22 protein-coding genes are annotated in these 22539 nt (G+C 56.5%); 7 read left to right on the top strand and 15 right to left on the bottom strand.

Annotated features, from left to right (window positions below):
* Window positions 1-10: 10 nt before the first annotated feature.
* Both ACR0AL_RS03005 and ACR0AL_RS03000 read left to right on the top strand, forming a co-directional pair.
* Window positions 11-829, top strand: coding sequence for an SDR family oxidoreductase (locus ACR0AL_RS03005; protein ID WP_170348708.1), 819 nt, complete (start codon window positions 11-13; stop codon window positions 827-829).
* Window positions 830-843: 14 nt separating this feature from the next.
* Window positions 844-1866 carry a phosphotransferase family protein gene (locus tag ACR0AL_RS03000; RefSeq protein ID WP_480661918.1) on the top strand — a complete coding sequence of 341 codons (1023 nt, stop codon included), beginning with the start codon at window positions 844-846 and terminating at the stop codon, window positions 1864-1866.
* On the opposite strand, the gene ACR0AL_RS02995 is transcribed toward ACR0AL_RS03000, so the two are convergent.
* Window positions 1863-2468, bottom strand: coding sequence for a 2-hydroxychromene-2-carboxylate isomerase (locus ACR0AL_RS02995; RefSeq protein ID WP_170348710.1), 606 nt, complete (start codon window positions 2466-2468; stop codon window positions 1863-1865). The genes ACR0AL_RS03000 and ACR0AL_RS02995 overlap by 4 nt on opposite strands.
* A gap of 164 nt (window positions 2469-2632) precedes the next feature.
* On the opposite strand from ACR0AL_RS02995, the gene ACR0AL_RS02990 reads away from it, so the two are divergent.
* Window positions 2633-3853, top strand: coding sequence for a serine hydrolase domain-containing protein (locus ACR0AL_RS02990; protein ID WP_170348711.1), 1221 nt, complete (start codon window positions 2633-2635; stop codon window positions 3851-3853).
* 48 nt (window positions 3854-3901) lie between these two features.
* Window positions 3902-4771: an acyl-CoA thioesterase gene (locus ACR0AL_RS02985; RefSeq protein ID WP_480661916.1), complete on the top strand. Its 870-nt coding sequence runs from the start codon at window positions 3902-3904 to the stop codon at window positions 4769-4771.
* Here ACR0AL_RS02985 and ACR0AL_RS02980 read toward each other — a convergent pair.
* The 12 genes from ACR0AL_RS02980 to ACR0AL_RS02925 form a co-directional block, all read right to left on the bottom strand.
* Window positions 4768-5535 carry an SDR family oxidoreductase gene (locus ACR0AL_RS02980; RefSeq protein ID WP_480661914.1) on the bottom strand — a complete coding sequence of 256 codons (768 nt, stop codon included), beginning with the start codon at window positions 5533-5535 and terminating at the stop codon, window positions 4768-4770. The two genes, ACR0AL_RS02985 and ACR0AL_RS02980, sit on opposite strands and share 4 nt — an antisense overlap.
* A gap of 112 nt (window positions 5536-5647) precedes the next feature.
* Window positions 5648-6877: an acyl-CoA dehydrogenase gene (locus tag ACR0AL_RS02975; protein ID WP_480661912.1), complete on the bottom strand. Its 1230-nt coding sequence runs from the start codon at window positions 6875-6877 to the stop codon at window positions 5648-5650.
* A gap of 111 nt (window positions 6878-6988) precedes the next feature.
* Window positions 6989-7678 (bottom strand): phosphate regulon transcriptional regulator PhoB, encoded by a 690-nt coding sequence (gene phoB, locus ACR0AL_RS02970; RefSeq protein WP_170348715.1) that lies wholly within the window; start codon window positions 7676-7678, stop codon window positions 6989-6991.
* 12 nt (window positions 7679-7690) lie between these two features.
* Window positions 7691-8392, bottom strand: coding sequence for a phosphate signaling complex protein PhoU (gene phoU, locus ACR0AL_RS02965; RefSeq protein ID WP_058281268.1), 702 nt, complete (start codon window positions 8390-8392; stop codon window positions 7691-7693).
* A 16-nt stretch (window positions 8393-8408) separates the two neighbouring features.
* Window positions 8409-9206: a phosphate ABC transporter ATP-binding protein PstB gene (pstB, locus tag ACR0AL_RS02960; protein WP_170375357.1), complete on the bottom strand. Its 798-nt coding sequence runs from the start codon at window positions 9204-9206 to the stop codon at window positions 8409-8411.
* 12 nt (window positions 9207-9218) lie between these two features.
* Complete coding sequence (gene pstA / locus ACR0AL_RS02955; protein ID WP_480661910.1) at window positions 9219-10580, bottom strand: phosphate ABC transporter permease PstA; 1362 nt, start codon at window positions 10578-10580, stop codon at window positions 9219-9221.
* Entirely contained in the window at window positions 10577-12049 is a 1473-nt protein-coding gene (gene pstC / locus ACR0AL_RS02950; protein ID WP_480661908.1) for a phosphate ABC transporter permease subunit PstC, read from the bottom strand. The genes pstA and pstC overlap by 4 nt, the downstream gene beginning before the upstream one ends.
* An 84-nt stretch (window positions 12050-12133) precedes the next feature.
* The gene (locus ACR0AL_RS02945; protein ID WP_480661906.1) at window positions 12134-13174 is read right to left on the bottom strand and encodes a substrate-binding domain-containing protein; all 1041 of its coding nucleotides are present in this window, start codon (window positions 13172-13174) and stop codon (window positions 12134-12136) included.
* Between the two features lie 194 nt (window positions 13175-13368).
* A complete protein-coding gene (locus tag ACR0AL_RS02940; RefSeq protein ID WP_170358488.1) occupies window positions 13369-14415 on the bottom strand; it encodes a sensor histidine kinase in 1047 nt (348 codons plus the stop codon).
* A 22-nt stretch (window positions 14416-14437) separates the two neighbouring features.
* Entirely contained in the window at window positions 14438-14962 is a 525-nt protein-coding gene (locus ACR0AL_RS02935; protein ID WP_170358490.1) for a gamma carbonic anhydrase family protein, read from the bottom strand.
* On the bottom strand, window positions 14959-15600 hold the full coding sequence (gene gmk, locus ACR0AL_RS02930; RefSeq protein ID WP_480661904.1) for a guanylate kinase: 642 nt from the start codon (window positions 15598-15600) through the stop codon (window positions 14959-14961). Before gmk ends, ACR0AL_RS02935 begins: the two co-directional genes overlap by 4 nt.
* Before the next feature lie 17 nt (window positions 15601-15617).
* Window positions 15618-16508: a YicC/YloC family endoribonuclease gene (locus tag ACR0AL_RS02925; protein ID WP_480661902.1), complete on the bottom strand. Its 891-nt coding sequence runs from the start codon at window positions 16506-16508 to the stop codon at window positions 15618-15620.
* 285 nt (window positions 16509-16793) lie between these two features.
* Between ACR0AL_RS02925 and ACR0AL_RS02920 the strand changes: the two genes are divergently transcribed.
* Entirely contained in the window at window positions 16794-17414 is a 621-nt protein-coding gene (locus ACR0AL_RS02920; protein ID WP_170348724.1) for a PAS domain-containing protein, read from the top strand.
* A gap of 52 nt (window positions 17415-17466) precedes the next feature.
* Here the strand turns inward: ACR0AL_RS02920 and ACR0AL_RS02915 are convergent, their stop codons facing one another.
* Window positions 17467-18837: a class II 3-deoxy-7-phosphoheptulonate synthase gene (locus tag ACR0AL_RS02915; protein WP_170348725.1), complete on the bottom strand. Its 1371-nt coding sequence runs from the start codon at window positions 18835-18837 to the stop codon at window positions 17467-17469.
* Window positions 18838-19006: 169 nt separating this feature from the next.
* On the opposite strand from ACR0AL_RS02915, the gene ACR0AL_RS02910 reads away from it, so the two are divergent.
* Window positions 19007-20011, top strand: coding sequence for a GlxA family transcriptional regulator (locus ACR0AL_RS02910; protein ID WP_170348726.1), 1005 nt, complete (start codon window positions 19007-19009; stop codon window positions 20009-20011).
* Window position 20012: 1 nt separating this feature from the next.
* Here the strand turns inward: ACR0AL_RS02910 and ACR0AL_RS02905 are convergent, their stop codons facing one another.
* The gene (locus ACR0AL_RS02905) at window positions 20013-21107 is read right to left on the bottom strand and encodes a PQQ-dependent sugar dehydrogenase (protein ID WP_480646668.1); all 1095 of its coding nucleotides are present in this window, start codon (window positions 21105-21107) and stop codon (window positions 20013-20015) included.
* 166 nt (window positions 21108-21273) lie between these two features.
* On the opposite strand from ACR0AL_RS02905, the gene ACR0AL_RS02900 reads away from it, so the two are divergent.
* On the top strand, window positions 21274-22455 hold the full coding sequence (locus tag ACR0AL_RS02900) for an ABC transporter substrate-binding protein (protein WP_170348728.1): 1182 nt from the start codon (window positions 21274-21276) through the stop codon (window positions 22453-22455).
* The last annotated feature ends 84 nt before the right edge of the window (window positions 22456-22539 follow it).

The following is a 22539-nucleotide window of genomic DNA, read 5'->3' as shown; positions in this document are numbered from 1 at the left end:
GGAGCAGACCATGACCCCTGACACGCTATTCTCATTGCTAGGCAAAACCGCGCTTGTCACCGGCGGCGCAACAGGCATCGGGCGAATGGCGGCCGAGGCTTTGGTGCGGGCAGGGGCGCGTGTTCTGATCGCATCCCGCAAGGCAGACGCCTGCGAAGCCGTTGCGGCTGAGCTTAACGCTTTGGATGCGCCCGGTCATGCCGAAGGGTTCGGCGGAGATGTTGCAACCAAAGATGGAATCGCGGCGCTTGTATCCGAGGTTAACAAGCGAACAGATCGCCTTGATATTCTAATGAATAATGCAGGCGTAACCTGGGGTGCGCCTATGGGACAATTCCCACATGAGGCCTGGGACAAGGTTATGTCGGTCAATGTCGCGGGTTTGTTCGAGCTGACCCAAAAACTGTTGCCGATGCTGATGCAGTCTGGCTTAGTTGACGACCCGGCGCGAGTGGTCAATGTCGGTTCGGTCATGGGTGAGGTGCCGATGGGCGATGGGGCCTATAGCTACTCGGCTTCGAAAGCGGCAGTGCTGCACCTGACCAAGATCATGGCCAAGGAGTTTTCGCCCTACCACATCACGGTCAACGCGCTGGCACCGGGGCCGTTCGTCTCGAAGATGACTGCCTTTGCCACGGCCGATGAAGAGACACGCGAAAGGGTTGGTAACTCGGTTCCTTTGGGTCGGGTTGGGCGTGATGAGGATATTGCCGGCTGTATGCTATTCCTATGCGGTCGTGGCGGCAGCTATGTCACCGGTGCAGTGATCCCGGTGTCCGGTGGGATCAACGTTGAGACGGCCGGGAACATATTTGCCGAAGCTTTGTGAGGATTCAGGCGTAGATGGACAGCACGAGTTTGAATCTGGCAACTGTCGATGCGTACCTCAAGTCGCATCTTCCGGGCTATTGTGGGCCGTTGCAGGCGAGAAAGTTTGCGATAGGGCAATCCAATCCGACCTTTTTGCTGAAGACCCCCGATCAGTCTTATGTTCTGCGTCGCAAGCCTCCGGGTGCGTTATTGAAATCTGCCCATGCGGTGGATAGGGAATTCCGTGTTCAAAGCGCGTTGGCCAACAGTGCCGTACCGGTCCCGAAAATGTACCTGCTGTGCGAGGATGGCGATGTCATCGGGTCGGATTTTTATGTTATGGAGCATCTGGAAGGGCGCGTATTTCTAGAACCTACATTGAGCGGGGAAACCGATGCCACTCGCAGCGCCGTGCTGGATGAAATGAACCGTGTACTGGCCGCCCTCCACGAGGTGGATATCGATGCCGCCGGACTATCTGACTATGGCCCGCCCGGAAACTACTTTGAACGCCAGATTGCGCGCTGGATCAAACAGTATCGCGCCTCTGAGACCGCAAATATCCCCGAGATAGATGCGCTGATGACCGCCCTTGAAGGTTCGATACCCGCAGATGACGGCCAAAGAACGCTTGTGCATGGTGATTACCGTATCGACAATCTGATGTTTGAGAAAGACGGCACACAGTGCATCGGGGTTCTGGATTGGGAATTGTCGACGATCGGGCATCCGTATGCAGATTTGGCGGCAGTGATCATGCAGTGGCAGATGCCGCCGGGTGCCGAGGGCAGGGGTCTGGCAGGAATTGATCGGGCAAGTCTAGGCCTGCCCTCAGATCAGGCATTTATCGATCAGTATTGCCAGCGTCGTGGCCTTTCCGGGATCGACAATTTCGGGTTTTATCTGGCCTTCAACTTCTTTCGTATGGCCGCGATTTTGCAGGGGGTCTTCAAACGCGCGCAGGACGGGAATGCATCCGATCCGAAACGGGCGACGATCCTTGGGTCGTATGTTCCGATGTTCGCACGCCACGGGCTGGTCGCGATAGAAGGTTAAGGCGTCTTTGACAGCTCCAACCCAAGATTTCCAAGGCTATTTTTGCCAAAGAACATCTCGGACCCCGCAAACATGCTGGGAACGCCGAACACACCGCGTTTTACGGCAGCCTTGGTCTGGTCTTTCAATTGTTGCTTGATGTCGACGCTGGTCATCGCCTCGCGTATTTTACGCGCTGGCAGATCGTTCTCTTGCATGATTTCCGACAGAACACCCAGTTCATCGACCTTCTGACCATGCACCCAAATCGCATCGAAAACAGCGTTCATATATTTGTCTTCCCAGGGTTTTCCGGACGCAAACACAGCCCCACGCATGGCAAATTTGGTGTTAATCGGAAAATGAGGACTCATGTGAAAGCTCAGGCCCCGCGTGCGAGCAAATCGATGCAGATCATGAGTCAGATAGGCCGATTTCTGACGGTTTTCCGAAAAGGCCTGAAACGGGCTTTGGTTGTTGGTCACCTTGAAAACCGTCGACAGCAGGACCGGCACATTGTTCACCTGCACACCGTGTTCGCCTGCCAAGTCCGGCAAGGTCTTAAACGCCAAAAATGCGTTGGGACTGCAAAAATCATAAACGAAATCTATATGTTGCGCCATGTTGCTCCTCCGAGAATTTGAACACTGGAAATGAACCAACTCGTGACAAGCGAATCCGCTACGACCTTAGTGTAACAGGCTTGCAGTCCGTGTGGTCGATTTCCCTGTCAATTCAGCACGTAAGCCCGCAAGATCGCGCCCATGTACCAAAGGGTTATTCATCAATGACAAACTTCGACACGAACCGCCTGAGCCGCATTGCCGACTGGATGCAGCGTTATGTCGAAGAGCGAAAATACGCGGGCAGTTCCCTGTTGGTGAAACACAAGGGCTCCGAGGTGTTTTTCAACGCCTGCGGCAAAAGAAGCGTTGAAGATGATCTGGATTTTCAGCGCGATACAGTTGTGCGCATTTATTCAATGACCAAACCGATCACCACTGTCGCTCTGATGATGCTGGCCGAGCGGGGTTTGTTTCACCTCGATGCGCAACTATCAGAATTTCTGCCAGAATTTTCCAAAATGCAGGCACTGATTCCGGGGGCCGCGCGGCTAGATCAAACCGAAGACGCACCTACGCCGACGCTGCATCAACTCCTGACGCATACAAGTGGGTTCAGCTATCCCTTCAACCCCGGAGTGCTGCCACAAGCGATGGATGAACAGGACCTTATGTTCAAACCAGATCAGGGTCTTTTGGCCGACCGCGTTTGCGACCTCGCTGCTCTGCCTCTGGCGTTCCAACCGGGGGCTCGCTGGGAATACTCCGTGGGCATCGACGTTATTGGCCGCGTGATCGAGGTTGTTTCGGGCCAAACCCTGGATCAGTTTTTCGCGACGGAAGTTCTTGAACCGCTTGAAATGAAGGACACCGGATTTTCAGTGCCAAAAGGGGCAGGGGATCGGTTTGCGTCGCTGTACACTCCGTTGGCCGGGGACGCGATGGCCTTGAATTCGGCACAAACCGGTGCCGAGACCCTGCGGCTGGTTGATCAGGCCAAAGGGTCTCCGTTCGAAAACGCTACGACGTTTTCGGGTGGCGGCGGCTTGGTTGGCACGATCGACGACTATTCACGGTTTGCGGAGATGTTGCGAAATCGCGGGCAGGGCGCGGGACACCGCATTTTAGGTCCCAAAACTGTGGACTACATGATGCGCAACCATTTGCCAGGCGACATCGCCGCGATGGGTCCGCAAAGTTTCGCAGAACAGCCAATGGAGGGTACCGGATTCGGCTTGGGCGGTGCTGTGGTGATAAACCCCGGTCGAACCCGTGTGCCAGGCTCATTGGGGGATTTTGGCTGGGGCGGAATGGCGTCGACATACTTTTGGATCGACCGGGTCAACGACCTGACCACAGTCTTCTTCACCCAGTTGTCACCCTCCAGTTCATACCCATCGCGGGCAGAGCTAAAGGCGCTTGTCCTCGGGGCATTGATTGAATGACGTTCTGACCGCTGATACCCAAGACTTAAAACACCCGGAGACCGCAACATGACCGAAGCAGAACGTATTCTTCTTGACCTTTTGGACATCGAAAGGCTTGAGGTTGATCTGTTCCGTGGCACAGGATCCGGAGGTGAAACACCAACACGCATATTCGGAGGTCAGGTGATCGCTCAGGCCCTAGCAGCGGCTTATCGAACTGTCGAAGATCGCCTGTGCCACTCACTGCACGCTTATTTCATTCGCGCTGGTGATCCGTCTATTCCTGTTATTTATCAAGTTGATAGAGCGCGTGATGGAGGTTCCATGACCACACGTCGCGTCGTTGCGATCCAACACGGTAAACAAATCCTCAACATGTCAGCCTCGTTTCATGTTCAGGACGAAGGATGGGATCACCAGCACGCCATGCCGCAGACCAAAGCACCCGAAGCTTATCTGGCCCGCGAGGAATTGCGCCAAAGATACGTGGACCAAGTTCCCGAAAAATTACGCGGCGAACTGCTGCGAGAACGTCCAATCGAGGTGCGCGAGGTGGACTATCATAACCCATTTGCGCCTGAAAAATCAGACGACCGAAACCAGATCTGGTTTCGCATGAAAGCTGCCGCCGGAACTGATCCGGTGACGCAGCATCTGATTCTGGCTTATGCGTCTGACATGTACCTGATGACGTCCGGCCTGCGCCCGCATGGGCTTAGTTGGTTTGCCGGAGACGTCAACGGAGCAAGCCTGGATCACGCTTTGTGGTTCCACGCGCCGATACATTTCGAAAACTGGCATCTATACGCAATGGATTCTCCCTGGAGCGGGCAGGGACGTAATTTCAATCGTGGGTCCATTTATGCCCAAGACGGCACACTGGTCGCTTCGGTGGCGCAGGAAGGTTTGATGCGCAAGGTGCGGCACAAACCTTAGGTATCTTCGATAAACCTCTGATTTAGCTGTTGCATTCCGGACAGCCAGCGATCGTAGTCACCAGCTTTAAGTTGCATGTAATCCCGAACCTCGGGATGCGGCAGGACCAGAAATTGCTCGGACTGAATAGCTGAAAGACAGGCATCAGCCACTTCTTCAGGCTCTAACATGCCGTCTATTGCAGCGACCGAAGTTTCATGTCCGCGCGTCATTTCGGAGCGAACCGCCTGTGGGCATAGAACGGACACACGCAAACCTTTCTGGCCGTATGTAATTGACAGCCACTCGGCAAATCCGACTGCCGCATGCTTTGTGACGGCATACGGTGCGGCGCCGGGTTGATTTAGCAAGCCAGCCGCAGACGCCGTGATCATGATATAACCACCGCCACGCGCAACCATACGCGGCACCATATGGCGCGCAGTCCAGACGTGGGACATGACATTGATCTTCCAGATGCGATCCCAATTCTGGTCATGAACATCCAGACCGCCAAGTGTCAGAATACCGGCATTGGCACAGAAAAGATCAATGGGTCCAATTTCGTTTTCAACAGTGTTGATCAGAGTTTTGATATCGTCTTCGCTCGACACATCGCATGCCAGTCCGTGACCTCCGATTTGTGAGGCCACGGATTTTGCGCCGCGCAGGTCGATATCTGAACAGACAACAGTGGCACCGTCCTTGGCGAACCGCTCAGCCAAACCTTTGCCAATACCCTGAGCGGCACCGGTGACAACCACAGTTTTTCCGCGCAGTTCCATTCAGCTTATTCAAACGACGGTTCAGTGAACCGTCGTAATCCATTGTTAAAATGGTGTAATTTGCATATCAGGCATATCATATTTTTACCATAATACTAATTACACGCTAACCTTAATAGAATGCCTGCAACCCGGTTTGAGCCCGCCCCAGGATCAGCGCATGCACATCATGGGTCCCTTCATAGGTATTCACAGTCTCAAGATTGACCATGTGGCGAATGACATGGAACTCCAGCGAGATACCGTTACCGCCGTGCATATCCCGCGACATCCGCGCGATATCCAGCGCTTTGCCGCAGTTGTTGCGCTTGACGATCGAAATCATCTCGGGTGCGGCATTCGCTTCGTCCATCAGACGGCCAACGCGCAGGCTTGCCTGCAAACCCAATGAGATTTCGGTCTGCATGTCTGCCAGCTTGCGTTGAAACAACTGCGTCTGCGCTAGCGGACGATTGAATTGTTTTCGATCCAACCCGTATTCGCGCGCGGCGTGCCAGCAGTTTTCAGCCGCCCCCATCACGCCCCAGCTGATGCCATAACGCGCACGGTTTAAACAGCCAAACGGACCTTTCAGCCCCTGAACATGCGGCAACAGCGCGTTTTCGTCGACCTCGACGCCGTCCAAAACGATTTCGCCGGTGATCGACGCCCGTAGGCTCAGCTTGTTCTGAATTTTCGGAGCGCTCAGTCCCTTAAGACCTTTGTCCAAGACAAAGCCACGGATCTTTCCGTCATGGGTGTCTGACTTGGCCCAAATCACAAACACATCCGCAATCGGAGAGTTCGAGATCCACATCTTGCTGCCGGTCAAACGGTATCCGCCGTCTATTTTCTCGGCCCGGGTCTTCATACCGGCCGGATCCGATCCTGCATCAGCCTCGGTCAGACCGAAACACCCGATCCATTCACCGCTGGCCAGTTTCGGCAGGTATTTCCGGCGCTGTTCTTCGCTGCCATAGGCATAAATCGGGTACATCACCAATGAGCTTTGCACCGACATCATCGAACGATAGCCCGAATCTACACGCTCGACTTCGCGCGCGACCAGACCGTAGGACACATACCCTGCCCCCAGTCCGCCGTATTCCTCGGGGATCGTGGTGCCCAGCAGGCCCATTTCACCCATTTCGCGGAAAATCTCGGGGTCGGTTTCTTCGTTCTGATAGGCCTTGGTCACCCTGGGCAGCAATTTTTCCTGCGCATAAGCGTTGGCGCTGGCGGTAATCATACGTTCGTCTTCCGTCAGTTGATCGGACAAACGAAAAGGATCATCCCATGTGAATTTACCCATATCAGGCGCATCTTTGGCGCGCAGAGTTGGCTTGGTGTCAGGGGCGTTCATGGTGCTTCTCCGCTCAATCAGCTTCGCGGCAAACTAACCCGGCCTTTCAGCAAAAGACAGTAAGAGTTTGGCATCTGACTATGAGCAAAACTCATACCCCTGCCCCGACCTTCAACCCAGAGCGTAACCGGCGCCGCGAACGGTTCGAACCGGGTCCTTGCCGCCATGCTGCGTCAGCGCTTTTCGCAACCGACCGATATGGACGTCTACGGTGCGCGTATCGACATAGATATCGCGGCCCCAAACCCGGTCAAGCAGTTGCTCGCGGCTCCAGACGCGGCCGGGTTTTTCCATGAATGTGCTCAGCAGGCGAAACTCGGTCGGGCCAAGCTTTAATGGTTTGCTGTTACGGCTGACCTTGTGCGTTTCCGCGTCCAGAATGATGTCGTCAAATTCAAGACGTATACCAACAGTTGCCGGGCGGACCCGGCGCAGTTGCGTGCGCACCCGCGCCATTAGTTCTACCACAGAATACGGTTTGACCACGTAATCATCTGCGCCGGTTTCCAGACCGCGCACCTTGTCGATCTCTTCCGTACGCGCCGACAGCATAATGATCGGAATAGCGCGTGTATCAGGGCGCATTTTCAGACGGCGACAGACCTCAATCCCGCTGAGATTCGGCATCATCCAGTCCAATACGATGATGTCAGGCTGTTCCTCATCGACCAACAGCATGGCTTCGTCGCCATTGGCGGCCTTGGATACGCGGAACCCTTCAGCTTCGAGGTTATAGGCCAGCACTTCACGCTGGGCCGGTTCATCCTCGACCACCAGAACGGTTGGTTGATCAGCGGACATTCGTCTGAACTCCTAGGCGGATTGAGAGGTTATATCGGCTTTCGGGCGCGCCTCGGTCGGGCGCTCGCCGGTGACGAAATACACGACCTGTTCGGCAATCGCGGTGACGTGGTCACCCATACGCTCGATGTTCTTGGCGATGAAATGCAGGTGCATACAGGACGAGATATTGCGCGGGTCCTCGGCCATGAAGGTCAGCAATTCGCGGAACAGACCGTTATACATCTGGTCGACCTCTTCATCGCGGTCGATCACCTCGGCGGCCAGTTCGGCATCACGCTGAATATATGCGTCCAGTGCGTCGCGCAGCATGCGCTCAACCTCGCGCGCCATACGACGCAAGGCAGCCGCGCTACCGTTGATATCCCCCCCACTGGCCAGAACCGTGGTGCGCTTGGCGATGTTTTTGGAATAGTCGCCGATGCGTTCCAGGTTGGCAGATACCTTCAGAACTGACAGCACCAGACGTAAATCGCTGGCGGTCGGCGCACGCAGCGCGATCAGGCGGGCGGTTTCTTCGTTGATCAACTCTTCCAGAGCGTCGATGGCCTTGTCACCTTGACGAACTTGCTGAGCCAGTTCCTCGTCGCGTGTTTCAAGGGACCGGGCCGAGTTCATGATGGCGGCTTCGACCAGACCGCCCATCTTCATGATATGGGCCTGAATGGCTTCTAGGTCGCGGTCGAAGGCGGATGCAATATGTTGTTCGCTCATATCTGAATACCTGTGTTCAGCCGATCCGGCCGGTGATGTAGCTTTCCGTGCGAGGATCGACGGGATTGGTAAAGATTTGCCCGGTTTCCCCAAATTCCACCAGATTGCCCAGATGGAAGAATGCGGTCTTCTGGCTGACCCGTGCGGCCTGCTGCATCGAGTGAGTGACAATCACCACCGAATAGCGCGCGCGCAGGTCGTCGATCAGTTCTTCAACCTGAGCGGTTGCAATCGGGTCCAGGGCCGAGCATGGCTCGTCCATCAGCAGAACCTCGGGCTCCGTCGCCACAGCGCGGGCGATGCACAGGCGCTGTTGCTGACCGCCGGACAGGCCGGTGCCAGGGGCGTCCAGGCGGTCCTTTACCTCGTCCCAGATCGCACCGCGGCGCAGGGATTTTTCCACGATTTCATCCAGTTCCGCCTTGTTTTTCGCAAGACCGTGAATGCGCGGACCGTAGGCCACGTTGTCATAGATCGACTTTGGGAACGGATTGGGTTTCTGAAACACCATGCCCACTTTTGCACGCAGTTGTACTGGGTCGACGCGCTTGTCATAGATATCCTCGCCATCCAGCAGGATATCGCCCTGCACCCGGCAAATGTCGATCGTGTCGTTCATCCGGTTCAAGCACCGCAGAAAAGTGGACTTGCCGCAGCCCGACGGCCCGATGAATGCCGTGACGGTTTTGTCCTCGATTTCAACATTCACGTCTTTGATGGCGTGCGTATCGCCGTAATGGACCTGAACGTTATTCGCGGCGATCTTGATGTTTTTGGAGTCCACGGTTCTCTCCACACTTGTCATCTGGTTCATCTTGGGCCCCTTTTACCAGCGGCGTTCAAAGCGGCGGCGCAGAAGTACCGCGATGGTGTTCATTGTCACAAGGAAGATCAACAGAATGATGATGCCCCCCCATGCGCGTTCATAAAAGGCCGGGTCGGCTCGCTTGGACCATTCATAGATCTGCGCCGGCATGGCCGAGTTTGGCGACAGGAAGCCAGCGACGATGCCATCCGGTGGGTTCGAGGCGATAAAGCCCACCATTCCGATCAGCAGTAGGGGTGCGGTTTCCCCCAGCGCCTGCGCCAGGCCGATGATCGTGCCAGTCAAGATGCCGGGCGCGGCCAGAGGCAGAACGTGATGGAACACCGCCTGCATTTTCGAGGCCCCTACCCCCAACGCTGCATCACGGATCGACGGCGGAACCGCCTTCAGCGACGCGCGGGTCGATATGATGATCGTCGGCAAGGTCATCAGCGTCAGCACCAGACCACCGACCAGCGGAGCGGATGTCGGCAGGTGCATATAGTTGATGAACACGGCCAGACCCAGAATACCAAACACGATGGACGGCACGGCAGCGAGGTTCGAAATGTTTACCTCAATGATGTCAGTCAGTCGGTTCTGCGGTGCGAATTCCTCAAGATAGATTGAGGCGGCAACGCCAATCGGAAGCGCTAGCGCAAGCACCACAAACATCATGAACAGCGAACCCAGCATCGATACACCGATCCCCGCAGCCTCGGGCCGCTGATCAGATGCGTCCGAGCCAAAGATGAAATCAGGGTTGAAGGCTTTGTACAGCACGCCCGCATCCCGCAACTGATCAACGAAATCAAGTTGTTTGACCGTGATGCTCTTATCGTTGGCAATCGACTCACGTGTGACACGGCCCTTCAAATAGCCATCGACGCGGCTGTTGGTCAAAAAGCGGAAACTGACCGTTTTGCCGATCTCATCTGGGTTGGCGATGACGTAATTGCGCAGCTCGGCTTGCGCTGCCTTGGACAGGATTTTACCCATTGCCTTGGGTTTCAGATCGGTCTGAATGCCCAGCTCTTGAACTTCGGCTTCCAGAGCCGATGCAATAAGGGGCGCGTAACCGAAGGTCGAAACCTTCTTGATGTCCTCAATATTGCGGTTGCCCTTCTTATCAAGCTTGTCGGCCTTTAGCTCGACATTCAGTTCAAGATAGGTCTGCTGGAAGGCCCCGGTCCCAGCGGTCACAATATTCGTGACCAGCACGACCAGCATCAGCAACCCGATACCGATTGCGGCGACACCGTACATCTTGAACCGACTTTCAGCCGCATTGCGCCGCTTGGTGCGCGCGTCCTTTTCAAACAGCGAACCGCCCTTGGGTTTCGCCGCAGGAGCAGCGCCAGGTGTTTGGGAAATATCGGTCATTCGTACTGCTCCCGGTATTTGCGTACGATGTAGAGGGCAAAGATGTTCAGCCCCAGCGTTATGATAAACAGTGTCAGACCCAGTGCGAAGGCCACCAGAGTCTCGGGGCTGGCAAAGTCGGTGTCGCCGGTCAGCTGGCTGACGATCCGGGTTGTAATGGTGGTCATTGCCTCGAACGGGTTGCCCGAGAACTTGGCGATTGCACCGGCGGCCATCACCACGATCATCGTCTCACCAATGGCGCGGCTGGCGGCCAGCAGGATCGCGCCCACAATCCCCGGCAGCGCGGCGGGCAGAACCACCTGACGCACGGTTTCAGATTTCGTCGCGCCCAGTCCAAGCGAGCCATCCCGGATCGACTGCGGCACCGCGTTGATGATGTCATCAGACAGCGATGAGACAAACGGGATTAGCATGATGCCCATCACCAAACCAGCGGTCAGAACGGCATTGGAACTTGCCATCCACCCCAGCCCCAACGCGCCGCCATTTCCGAACAGGGACACCAGCGCAGGCCCCACGGTCAGCAAGGCAAACAGGCCGTAAACGATGGTTGGAATACCCGCGAGGATTTCCAGCAAAGGTTTCGCGACCGACCGCGTCACGGTCGAGGCGTATTCTGACAGATACACAGCCGCAAACAGGCCAATCGGCACCGCCACCAACAGCGCAATCAGCGAGATATAGAGCGTACCCCACAAAAGCGGCAGGATCGACAGCTCACTCCCACCGCGGAAATTCGGGGCCCAGGTGCTGCCGAAGAAAAAGTCTTTCCACGAGTGTAGTTGGAAGAAGTTCAGCGTCTCGAAGAACATCGACAAGACGATGCCTACGGTGGTCAGAATAGCAATCGACGCAGCCAGTAGCAGCAAGGCCAGAACACCTTGCTCGACCACGTTGCGCGCGCGGAATTCCTTATTCGTGCGAACATAAGCAAAGGCCGCACCCAACAAGGCCAGCGCCAGCACTACGACCTGCATCGCCACAGACCCGCTGCTGGTCATGCTGCGGTATTTCTGAGCGGCCATCAAGATTGGCTGGGTGATATCTTGCGTCAGAACCTGGCCCGCGTCCTTCAGGGCCGCGGTCAGTGTATCAATATCCGCATTCGCGTTCTGCGCTTGTGCCTCGGTCATCGTGCCAGCGGCAACAGCACCGTTCAGGCCGTCAGCCACGCGGCGCACCTCGCTCATAACAAGGCCGCGATCCGACCCTTCGGCGATCGCGTTGTCAGGGATCAAACCGGATATTGCGTTGTCGATGATCATTGGCTGCACCAAAAGCCAGATGATCAGTACGCCCAAGGCCGGAACAAGCGCCGTAAAGGCAACATTGTAGCCGTAATAAGACGGCAACGAATGCAGTTCGCGGGCGTTACCCCCCGCGCTAGCCAGGGCTCGGGAACGGCCCGTGAAATATCCGATCACTGCCAGCGCAAGCAGGATTAGCAACAGCCAGGATAACGCCATGAGAACTCCGTGAGGATGGCAGTGAGTGGAGCCAAAAAGAACCGGGGCGTGAAGAAAACGCCCCGGTTCGGTTTTCGATATGGATTAGGAACCACCGCCCAGAACGGCTTCGTTTGCAACGGTTTCCTGAACCTTGCTCAGCTCCGGGTCAGAGACCAGGCCGTACTCGGCCAGCGGGCCATCGGGGCCTGCAATCTCATCCGCGACAAAGAACTCAGCATATTCTTTCAGGCCGGGAACCACGCCGATATGCGCTTTTTTCACGTAGAAGAACAGCGGGCGCGACACCGGGTATTCGCCCGATGCGATGGATTCGGTCGACGGAACAACGTCTGACATGGTTGCAACCTGCAGCTTGTCAGTGTTGTTTTCGTAGAACGCCAGACCAAAGACGCCGATGCCGTCCTTATTGCTATCGATGCGCGCCAGGGTCTCGGTATAGTCGCCGTCGATGTCGACCGAAACGCCGTCGGTGCGCAGAGCGATACAGGCTTTCTCAGCCGCCTTTTTGTCGTCGCCGTTGGCCGCTTTGTAGACGTCAAAGTCGCCCAGATGCTCACAACCGGCCAGGATCACCTTATCTTCGAACACTTCGCGGGTGCCGTGCTTGGTGCCCGGGATGAAGGCTGCGATGGGTTGCGCCGGGAAATCCGGGTTCACGTCGGCCCAGGTTTTGTTCGGGTTGTCGACCAGCTCGCCGTCCACAACGATCTGCGCGGACAGGGCTTTGTACCAATCTTCCGGCGTGAACTCGAACGTGTTGCCGTTAATGTCCGAGGCGAACACGATGCCATCATAACCGATCTGCACTTCGATGATGTCGGTCACACCGTTTTCGGCACAGGCTTTGATCTCTTTTTCACGGATCGCGCGCGATGCGTTTGCCACGTCGATGGTGTTTTCGCCAACACCTTCGCAGAACCGCTTGAGGCCCGCAGACGAACCACCCGACTCGACTACTGGTGTCGGGAAGTCAAAGTTTTCACCGAAGGCTTCTGCAACGATCGAAGCATAGGGCAGCACGGTCGAAGAACCCGCAACCTGAACCTGGTCACGCGCAGCAGCAGCGGTGGCCGATACGGCAGCGATAGCAAGCGCCGAAGCCGACAGTTTTACAAAGGACATTCCAGTCTCCTTGATCATATCAGTTTGTGATCATCCCCATGATGATCTTGCGCCAACGTCTAAAAGTCGCGCGTAAGCCTTTTGTGACAGGTATGTAACAGCTTTATGACAGATCGCATGAAAACAGGACGTTGGAACGCAAAGCTGCAATGCGCTTTTTACATGACAGGCAGACCACGTCTGGCAAGCTTTTGTTATCGCGGCAATATTACGGTAAAGGTTGAACCCTTTCCAACTTCGCTTTGCATCCGCAAACGCCCGCGATGGCGGTTGATTATGTGTTTTACAATCGCAAGGCCCAGCCCGGTTCCGCCCAGTTGTCGCGATCTGTGGCTGTCGGCGCGGTAGAATCGCTCGGTCAGGCGGGGCAGGTGTATCGCGTCAATGCCGGGCCCCTTGTCACTGACCAAAACCCTGACAGCCGGACCACGCATGACGGAATCGCGTTCGGATGATTCCACCCGAATGTCGACGCTGCCCCCACTGCCACCGTATTTGATGGCGTTCTCGATCAGGTTGGTGAAGACCTGACGCAGCTGGTCGCCATCCCCGATCAGCGAGACAGGCCCTTCTGGCGCGTTCAAGCTCACCTCGACGTTGGCACTCTCGGCCAGCGGGCGCAGTGAGTTCAGCGTTGATTGCAACAGCCCCGTCAATTCAAGCTGATCTTTGGGCCGCACACGTTCTTCGCTTTCGACACGGTTCAGTGACAGCAGATCCCCCACCAATCGGTTCATACGATTGGCTTCGTCGGCCATGATCTCAAGAAACCGCGCGCGCGCGGCGGCGTCATCACGCGCCGGACCACGCAACGTTTCGATGAAGCCCATCAACGCTGTCAGCGGTGTGCGCAACTCATGACTGACATTCGCCACGAAATCCCGCCGCATCTGGCTGGCCTGCTCGACATGCGAGACATCTTGGAAAGTCGCCAGCATGGCACCGCCGGACACCGCCCCTACACCGTTCAGATAACGGCATTCGACCTCGAACGTGGTGTCCTGCGCTCCGTCATTGGACAGGTGGCGCGCCTTTGCCGGACCATTGGTATGCAGGCACTGTTCAATTGCGTCAATCACCCCAGGCTGCCGCAGAATCGTCGCGAAATGCCGACCGACGATATTCTGCGTCAGAAGGGTTTTGGCATCGTCATTGGCGGCAATGATCCGTTCGGTCTGGTCGACCATCAAAGCCGGCATCGGAATGGCCGAGACAAATTCGGCAAGCAGGTCGTCTGACATTCTTCAGACCCTTCCCGGCAAGTTAGGACACAGGCTTCATCTCGTCACGGAACCGGCGCATATTCTGTTGATAATGTAACGCGCTGAGCGTGATTTTCTGCGCCGCGGCTTCGTCCAGTTCCCGCACGACCTTGCCCGGCGTTCCCATGACCAGCGAGTTGTCGGGGATTTCCTTGCCTTCAGTGATCAAGGCCCCTGCCCCGATCAGACAATTCTTACCAATCTTTGCCCCGTTCAACACGATGGCTCCCATGCCGATCAGCGTGTTTTCCCCGATCGTACACCCATGCAGCATCACCTTGTGGCCGATGGTACAATTCTTACCGATGGTCAGAGGATAACCGGCGTCGATATGCATGATGCAATCTTCCTGCACATTGCTGCCTTCGCCAACGCGAATCTCTTCATGATCAGCGCGGATGGTGCAGCCGAACCAAACCGAGGCTCCTTCTTCCAGCACTACTTTGCCAATCAAGTTGGCATCGGGTGCAACCCAAGTATCGTCGTGGATCTGTGGTGCGTGTTCGCCCAAGGCATAGATGGTCATGACAAACCTTCAAATTCGTTCTGTAAGGTGCGTACGTGGTCTTGCAGTCTTGGTTGTTGGATACGGCGCATACGCTCTGCGCTGACGATGGTTTTCAGCTTTTCCTCGGTTGTATCCAGGTCATCGTTGACCAGCACATAGTCGTAATAGCCCCAGTGGCTGATTTCATCCCAGCTTTTGAGCATCCGCTTGGCGATCACGTCCTCGCTGTCCTGCCCGCGGGTTTCCAGGCGGCGGCGTAATTCGGGGATCGAGGGTGGCAGGATGAAAATCGACAATGCGTGCTTACCCAGATCCGAATTGCGGATCTGAACCTCGCCCTGCCAATCCACGTCAAAAAGAACATCGCGGCCCGCATTTATCGAGTCCTGCACCGGGCCTGCCGGGGAGCCATAGAAATTCCCAAACACGTGCGCATGTTCCAGCATCTGACCCTTGGCAACCTGCTGTCTGAATTCATCCTCTGACAAAAAGTAATATTCCCGTCCGTGTTCTTCGCCCGAACGAGGTGCTCGGGTCGTGGCCGAAACCGAGAACTCCAGACCTTCATCCCAGGCCATAAGCCTGCGGGCCAAAGTGGATTTCCCCGCCCCGGAAGGCGAAGACAGGATGATAAGTAGGCCGCGGCGATCTGCCATGTCAGTTGTTCCCATCGTCATTCAACATTTTGCACCTGTTCGCGCATCTGATCTATTACGGCCTTCAGCTCAAGCCCAACCGAGGTCAGCTCGGCGCTTTGCGCCTTTGAACACAGCGTGTTGGCCTCGCGATTAAACTCCTGCATCAGGAAATCCAGCTTGCGCCCCACGGCCCCATCCTGCGACAGCAGATCGCGTGCGGCGTTCACATGCGTTTTCAGGCGGTCAATTTCTTCGGTGATATCGGATTTGACCGCGATCAGCGCCAATTCCTGCGCGACCCGGTCCGGGTCAGCCCCTTGCGCATTGTCCAGCACACGGGCCAGATTTTCGCGCAATGCCTCGGCGGTCTTGTCCTTGCGTTGTTCTGCAAGCTCGGCCGCTTGCACCGTTAAGTCGGCGACCTGAGCAAGCTGCCCGTCCAGAATGTCTGCCAGAGCCTTGCCTTCTGTCTGGCGCATGTCGACGAAAGCTGCCAACAGATCGGCAAATTCGTTCGTCAATTCCTTGACCAGAGGCGCGGGGTCGTCCACTTCACTGCCAGCCTCTAACATTCCTCTCAGCCCTATCAGGTCCGCCGCGGTCGAAGGTGCCAGCGCGACGCCGCTTTCTGCCGCCATTTCCTGCGTACGGGCCAGCGCAGCAAGTGCCGCGCCCATGGCGTCTTCATTCAGAACCAGATCAGGGGCAGTTTCTTCGCGGCTTAACCGTAAGGACAAGGTGACATTTCCCCGGCTCAGTGATTTGGACAGCTGGCCACGCAAGGCGGTTTCAAGCCCGGTCAGCCACTCGGGCATGCGCAGCCGTAAGTCCAGACCCTTGCCGTTCACGCTGCGCAGGTCCCACGTCCAGCTATGCGGTCCATACGCCCCTTTGCCTGCGGCGAATCCGGTCATGGATCTGATCATGTTGGCTGTCCTTGTCTGCTCGGTTGTCGCACCTAATGCCATCGGCGGGCGCAGGGCAAGAGTTTGCTGGTTTTCGGCCTTCGCCCAGAAGTTAACCATTCATTAAAGAATTCCTCCAAAATTGACTCAACTCGTGTCAATTTGGCTTTGGTCAGGGATGATCGGACCTGAAGGGTCCCGATATCTGGAATTTTAGATAAATGACGGGCGATTGACACTAGAGTGATGTAAATGAAAACGTTTTTCGGTAACAGGTTCAGATCGAACTCTGGAAAGATCGTCGCAATGGATCGTTTTGACAGCGGGCGCAGCCTCTCGCCCATCCGACAGGTCGAGGCATACTGGACCGCGCTGTTAACCGGCGACGGTGTCCCCAAACGTGCGCAGATCGATCCGCGCGGGCTTGAGAACGTTCTGGAATACACTTTCATTCTGGAACGTATCGCGCCCGGTCTGGCCCGGTTTCGTCTGGCTGGAAGCCATCTAACACAGCTGGCAGGCATGGAAGTGCGCGGCATGCCGTTAACCGCGTTTTTCGAACCCAGCGCTCGTGGCCAGATATCGGACGTATTAGAGCAGGTCTTTGCCCAGCCGGCAATTGCCGAGCTTGGATTGGTCGCCGCCGGTAAACTGGGCCGCAGCCAGTTGCAGGCACGTATGATCCTGTTGCCCCTGAAAAGCGATCTTGGCGATGTCAGCCGCGTGTTGGGTGTCATGATGTCCGACGGTGCAATTGGCGCGACGCCTCGCCGTTTCTCAATCCCCGACACCAGAGTGCGGGCTGTTTCAGACGTTCAGGCACCGCAACAACCGGCGCAGCAAATCTCGGCCGGGTTTGCGGAAGAGCAAGCAGAATTCAAGAAACCCGGATCACATCTACGACTGGTTGCGTCACGGGACGACTGACAAAAAAGGCGGGCCAGTGCAGCCCGCCTTTTAACCTTAAAGACAGCAAGTCTTAGCTGGCTTCACGTTTGTTGCGATCACGGCGCAGGTTGGTCAGTTCTTCCGCAACCAAAAAGGCCAGTTCCAGCGATTGCGTCGCGTTCAGTCGCGGGTCGCACGCAGTGTGGTAACGATCCGAGAGGTCCTCCTCGGTCACGGCACGCACCCCACCGGTGCATTCGGTCACGTCCAAACCGGTCATCTCAAAATGCACGCCCCCAGGGATGGTGCCTTCGGCCTGATGCACACCAAAGAAGTCGCGCACCTCGCGCAGGACTGAATCAAACGGACGGGTTTTGTAGCCCGTCGCCGATTTGATCGTGTTGCCGTGCATCGGGTCGCAGACCCATGTGACCTTGGCGCCCTCTTCCTTGACGGCCTTGACCAGACGCGGCAGATGCTCACCCGCCTTGCCCGCACCAAAGCGCGCGATCAGGGTCAAGCGACCTTCCTCGTTTTCCGGGTTCAACTTGGACATCAGAACCTTGAGGTCTTCTGCCGTGGTCGAGGGACCACATTTCAGACCAATCGGGTTCAGGACGCCGCGGCAGAATTCTACATGCGCCCCGTCCGGCTGACGGGTGCGGTCACCGATCCAGATCATATGGCCCGAACCGGCCAGCCAGTTGCCAGAGGTGGAATCAAGACGGGTCAGCGCCTCTTCGTATTCCAGCAGCAGGCTTTCATGGCTGGTGTAGAACTCAACGGTCGAGAACTCATGCGTGGTGTCCGCCGTGATCCCCGCCGCGCCCATGAAGTCGATAGTGTCCTGAATACGGTCGGCGATTTCCGAGTATTTCTGCACGTCCTGTACATCGGTGAAGCCCAAAGTCCAGGAATGCACCATGCTCATATCGGCGAAACCACCGGTCGAGAAAGCGCGCAAAAGGTTCAGGGTCGCAGCCGCCTGAGTGTAGGCCTGCAGCATCTTACCCGGATTCGGAATCCGTGCTTCGGGTGTGAAGGCCAGTTCGTTGATGATGTCACCACGGTAGCTGGGCAGCTCAACGCCATCCACCACCTCGGTCGGGGCGCTGCGCGGTTTGGCGAATTGGCCGGCCATGCGGCCCACTTTAACCACCGGCACCTTGGCGCCATAGGTCAGAACCATTGCCATCTGCAGCATCACCTTGAACGTATCACGGATCGCATCCGCGCTGAATTGTTCAAAGCTTTCTGCACAATCCCCGCCCTGTAGCAGGAAGGCCTCGCCGCGACCGGCGGCACCCAAATGTTGCTTTAGACGCCGTGCTTCGCCCGCAAAGACCAGCGGGGGATACTGTGAAAGCTGCGCCTCGACCTTGGCCAGCGCGGCCGCGTCGGTATAGTCTGGCATTTGAACCCGGGGCTTGTTGCGCCAGTTCGTTTTTTGCCATTCAGTCATAGCTTTGATCTCCGCTGAAGTATTCAGGTTGCTTCTATACAAAATGCATTGAAGACTGACCATATACGATTTGGCCCTCTTGACGCAGCAAACAAGCTTTGATCAAGGTGGCTGCCAAATCTGACGTCGGACAAAAAGTCGCCGGGCGCCGAATCAAGGACACCTCGCCATGCAAGAGCAACGCCAAGTTGTCACGGTGGAAGACACTGCGGCCAACTCCCGCAATTTCGTATTTGTCCTTTTGGACAAATTTTCTCTGCTGTCGTTTGCTTCGGCACTGGACAGCCTGCGTATAGCCAACCGTATGGCGGACAAAACGCTGTATACGTGGACATTGATGGGTGAAGGTGGCGAAACAGTCAGCTGTTCGGCCGGAACTACCTTTGCGCTGGATTCAGACCTGGTTGAGCTGCAGCGCGACGATGTTGTCATGATCTGCGGTGGGGTCGACGTTCAGGCGGCGACCACCAAGAAGGTGTTGAACTGGGTGCGCCGCGAGGCAAGGCGCGGCTTGCGCATCGGTGGCCTATGTACAGCGGCATATACTTTGGCCAAGGCCGGGCTGTTGGATGGCAAACGCGCAACCATTCACTGGGAAAACTCCGACAGCTTTGTCGAGGAATTCGACGAGGTTGAACTGACCAAGTCCGTCTTTATCGTCGACGGCAACCGGATGACGACTGCAGGTGGCACGTCTTCCATCGACCTGCTGCTTAAAATCATTGCTGATGACTTCGGCGAGGATTTGGCGAATGCCGTTGCGGATCAGATGATCTATTCCTCGATCCGCACCGACCAAGACACCCAGCGTCTATCGACACCAACTCGGATTGGCGTGCGTCACCCGAAACTGAGCCAGGTCATCCTGATGATGGAAAAGAACATCGAGGAACCGATCTCACCCTCGATTCTGGCCAAGGATGTCGGCATGTCGACGCGGCAGTTGGAACGTCTGTTCCGCCGCTACCTGAGCCGTTCGCCCAAACGGTATTACATGGAGCTGCGCCTGCACAAAGCGCGCAACTTGTTGATGCAAACCGATATGAGTGTGATCAATGTGGCGCTGGCCTGCGGGTTTGCCTCGCCCAGCCATTTCTCGAAATGCTACCGGGCGCATTACAATACCACGCCTTATCGCGAGCGTGGAGCGCAGGGCGACCGGTTGTCGGTGTAAGTTACTCAGGGGTCATACGATAGACGGCCCCTTCACCCACGGAAATGAACCAGATTGACCCGTCAGGGGCCTCGACTATGTCGCGCACCCGAATCGTTTCAGGGCCCTTGATCTGTTCAACCTCGCGCAGCGGCGATCCCGCCAGCCGCGCGATATAGTCGAATTTGAGCGACCCAACGAAGATATCCCCTTTCCAGTCCGACCAAAGCTTGCCGGAATAAACCATCAGACCCGAAGGGGCGATGGAAGGGTCCCAATAATGCTCTGGTTGTTCCATACCCGGCTTCGCGGTGCCTTCTCCTATTTTGTCGCCGGAATAATGCACGCCATAGGAGATGACTGGCCAACCGTAGTTCGACCCTGGCTGAACCAGATTGACCTCATCCCCACCTTTTGCCCCGTGTTCCGATATCCAAAGGCGGCCCCTTGCGTCCAAACCGGCCCCTTGCGGATTGCGATGGCCATAGGACCAGATCTCAGGCTGCACACCGCTTGCCTGAACAAAGGGATTGTCACCGGGAACCGATCCGTCACGGTTCACGCGGATCACCGTGCCATTATGATTGGACCTGTCTTGCGCCTTGGGGCGTTCCCCCCTGTCGCCGATTGTGACGAACAAAGTTCCGTCCTTAGCTTCCACCACGCGGGAACCGTAGTGACGCCCTGATGAACCACCCGGGACAGCCTCGAAGATCACACGCAGGTTGGTCAGCCGATCACCGCCTTCAGACAATCGGGCCACCGCAAGGGCCGTTCCGGTGCCGCCGCGCTGTGGTTTGGAAAAGGTAAGGAATATCTCGCGTGTTTGGCTAAAATCACGGGCGACCGTCACGTCCAACAAACCGCCCTGCCCTTTGGCCAAAACGTCGGGCACACCTTTGACGGATTTGGCTTTCCCATCCGCAACATAAAGCAGTTTGCCATCCCGTTCGGTGATCAATACCCCCTGGTTCGGCAAAATACCAATTGCCCACGGGGCATCCAATCCTTCGACCATCGGCGTCACTCGCACAGGGCCAGAAGAAGTTTGCAGTACGTCGGCACTGAGCAGCCCCGCCTTAAAGACAAGAAACAGAATCGTGAAAACTCTCAACATTCAGCTCTCCACCTGCAGCATGCCAGCCGCCAGAAACGGGACAAACCCAACAAAACAATCAGAACTTCAGGTGGCAACCACACAATTGCGTGAGGACTTTTCTTTTCCGAACAGCTTGCCTAGGGTCGTGCCCAGAACGAACACGTTCCAATTTGGGAGTAACCACATGAAAAAGCTGCTTACTGCAACCGCAGCAACCGCACTGTTGGCCGGCACCGCCATGGCCGAAGACGTTAAACTGGGCATTATGTTCGGTTTCACCGGCCCGATTGAATCGCTTTCGCCAGCAATGGCGTCCGGCGCTGAGCTGGCGATGAAAGAGGTTTCGGAATCCGGCAAACTGCTGGACGGGTCCACCGTAACGCCCGTACGTGCTGATACGGGCTGCGCTGACAATGCTCTGGCCACCGCTAATGCGGAACGTCTGGTTGCCGAAGGCATCAACGGCCTTGTTGGCGGAGACTGTTCGGGCGTAACCGGTGCCATTCTGCAAAACGTCGCCGTGCCGAACGGTATGGTCATGATCTCACCTTCGGCCACCTCTCCGGGCCTGTCAGTTATGGAAGATAACGGCCTGTTCTTCCGCACGTCCCCATCGGATGCGCGCGAAGGCGAAATCATGGCCGACATCCTGAAAGAGCGCGGCGTCAACTCGATCGCTCTGACCTATACCAACAACGACTACGGCAAGGGCCTGTCCGAGGCGATCAAATCCTCGTTCGAGGCGCTGGGCGGTGAGGTAACCATCGTTGCCGCGCACGAAGACGGCAAAGCCGACTATTCGGCCGAAGTCGGCGCGCTGGCATCGGCAGGTGGCGACATTCTGGTCGTTGCGGGCTATCTGGATCAGGGCGGTCTGGGCATCATTCAGTCCTCGCTGGACAGCGGCGCATTTGACACCTTTGGTCTGCCGGGTGGCATGATCGGTGACTCGCTGCCTGAAAACGTCGGTCCGGATCTGAACGGCTCGTATGGTCAGGCCCCAGGATCGAAAAGCGAAGCTGCGGATTCGTTCTTTGCCATGGCCGAAGCCGAGGGTTTTGACGGCTCGTCCATCTTCGTGCCCGAGTCCTATGACGCAGCGGCGCTGTTCCTGCTGGCCATGCAGGCGGCGGGTTCCAGCAACCCGGCGGACTATGGCGGCAAGATCATGGATGTTGCCAACGAACCGGGTGAAAAGATCTATCCGGGTGAGCTGGCCAAGGGTCTGGAGCTCCTCGCAGCGGGCCAAGACATCGACTATGTCGGCGCCTCGGGCGTTGAGCTGATCGGCCCCGGCGAAAGCGCCGGTGCATACCGCGAAATCGAAGTCATCGATGGTGAGATGAAGACGGTTAACTACCGTTAAATCCTCATCTGACAGAGCAAAACCGAACAGCCCGGGCCTTGTGTCCGGGCTGTTTCAGTGACAAAAGGCTGCACCTCTGTTTTC

Source organism: Ruegeria sp. BB1, from assembly GCF_056539465.1.
Note: the sequence above shows the minus strand (reverse complement) of the source record. Positions and strands in the feature narration are given on the sequence as shown.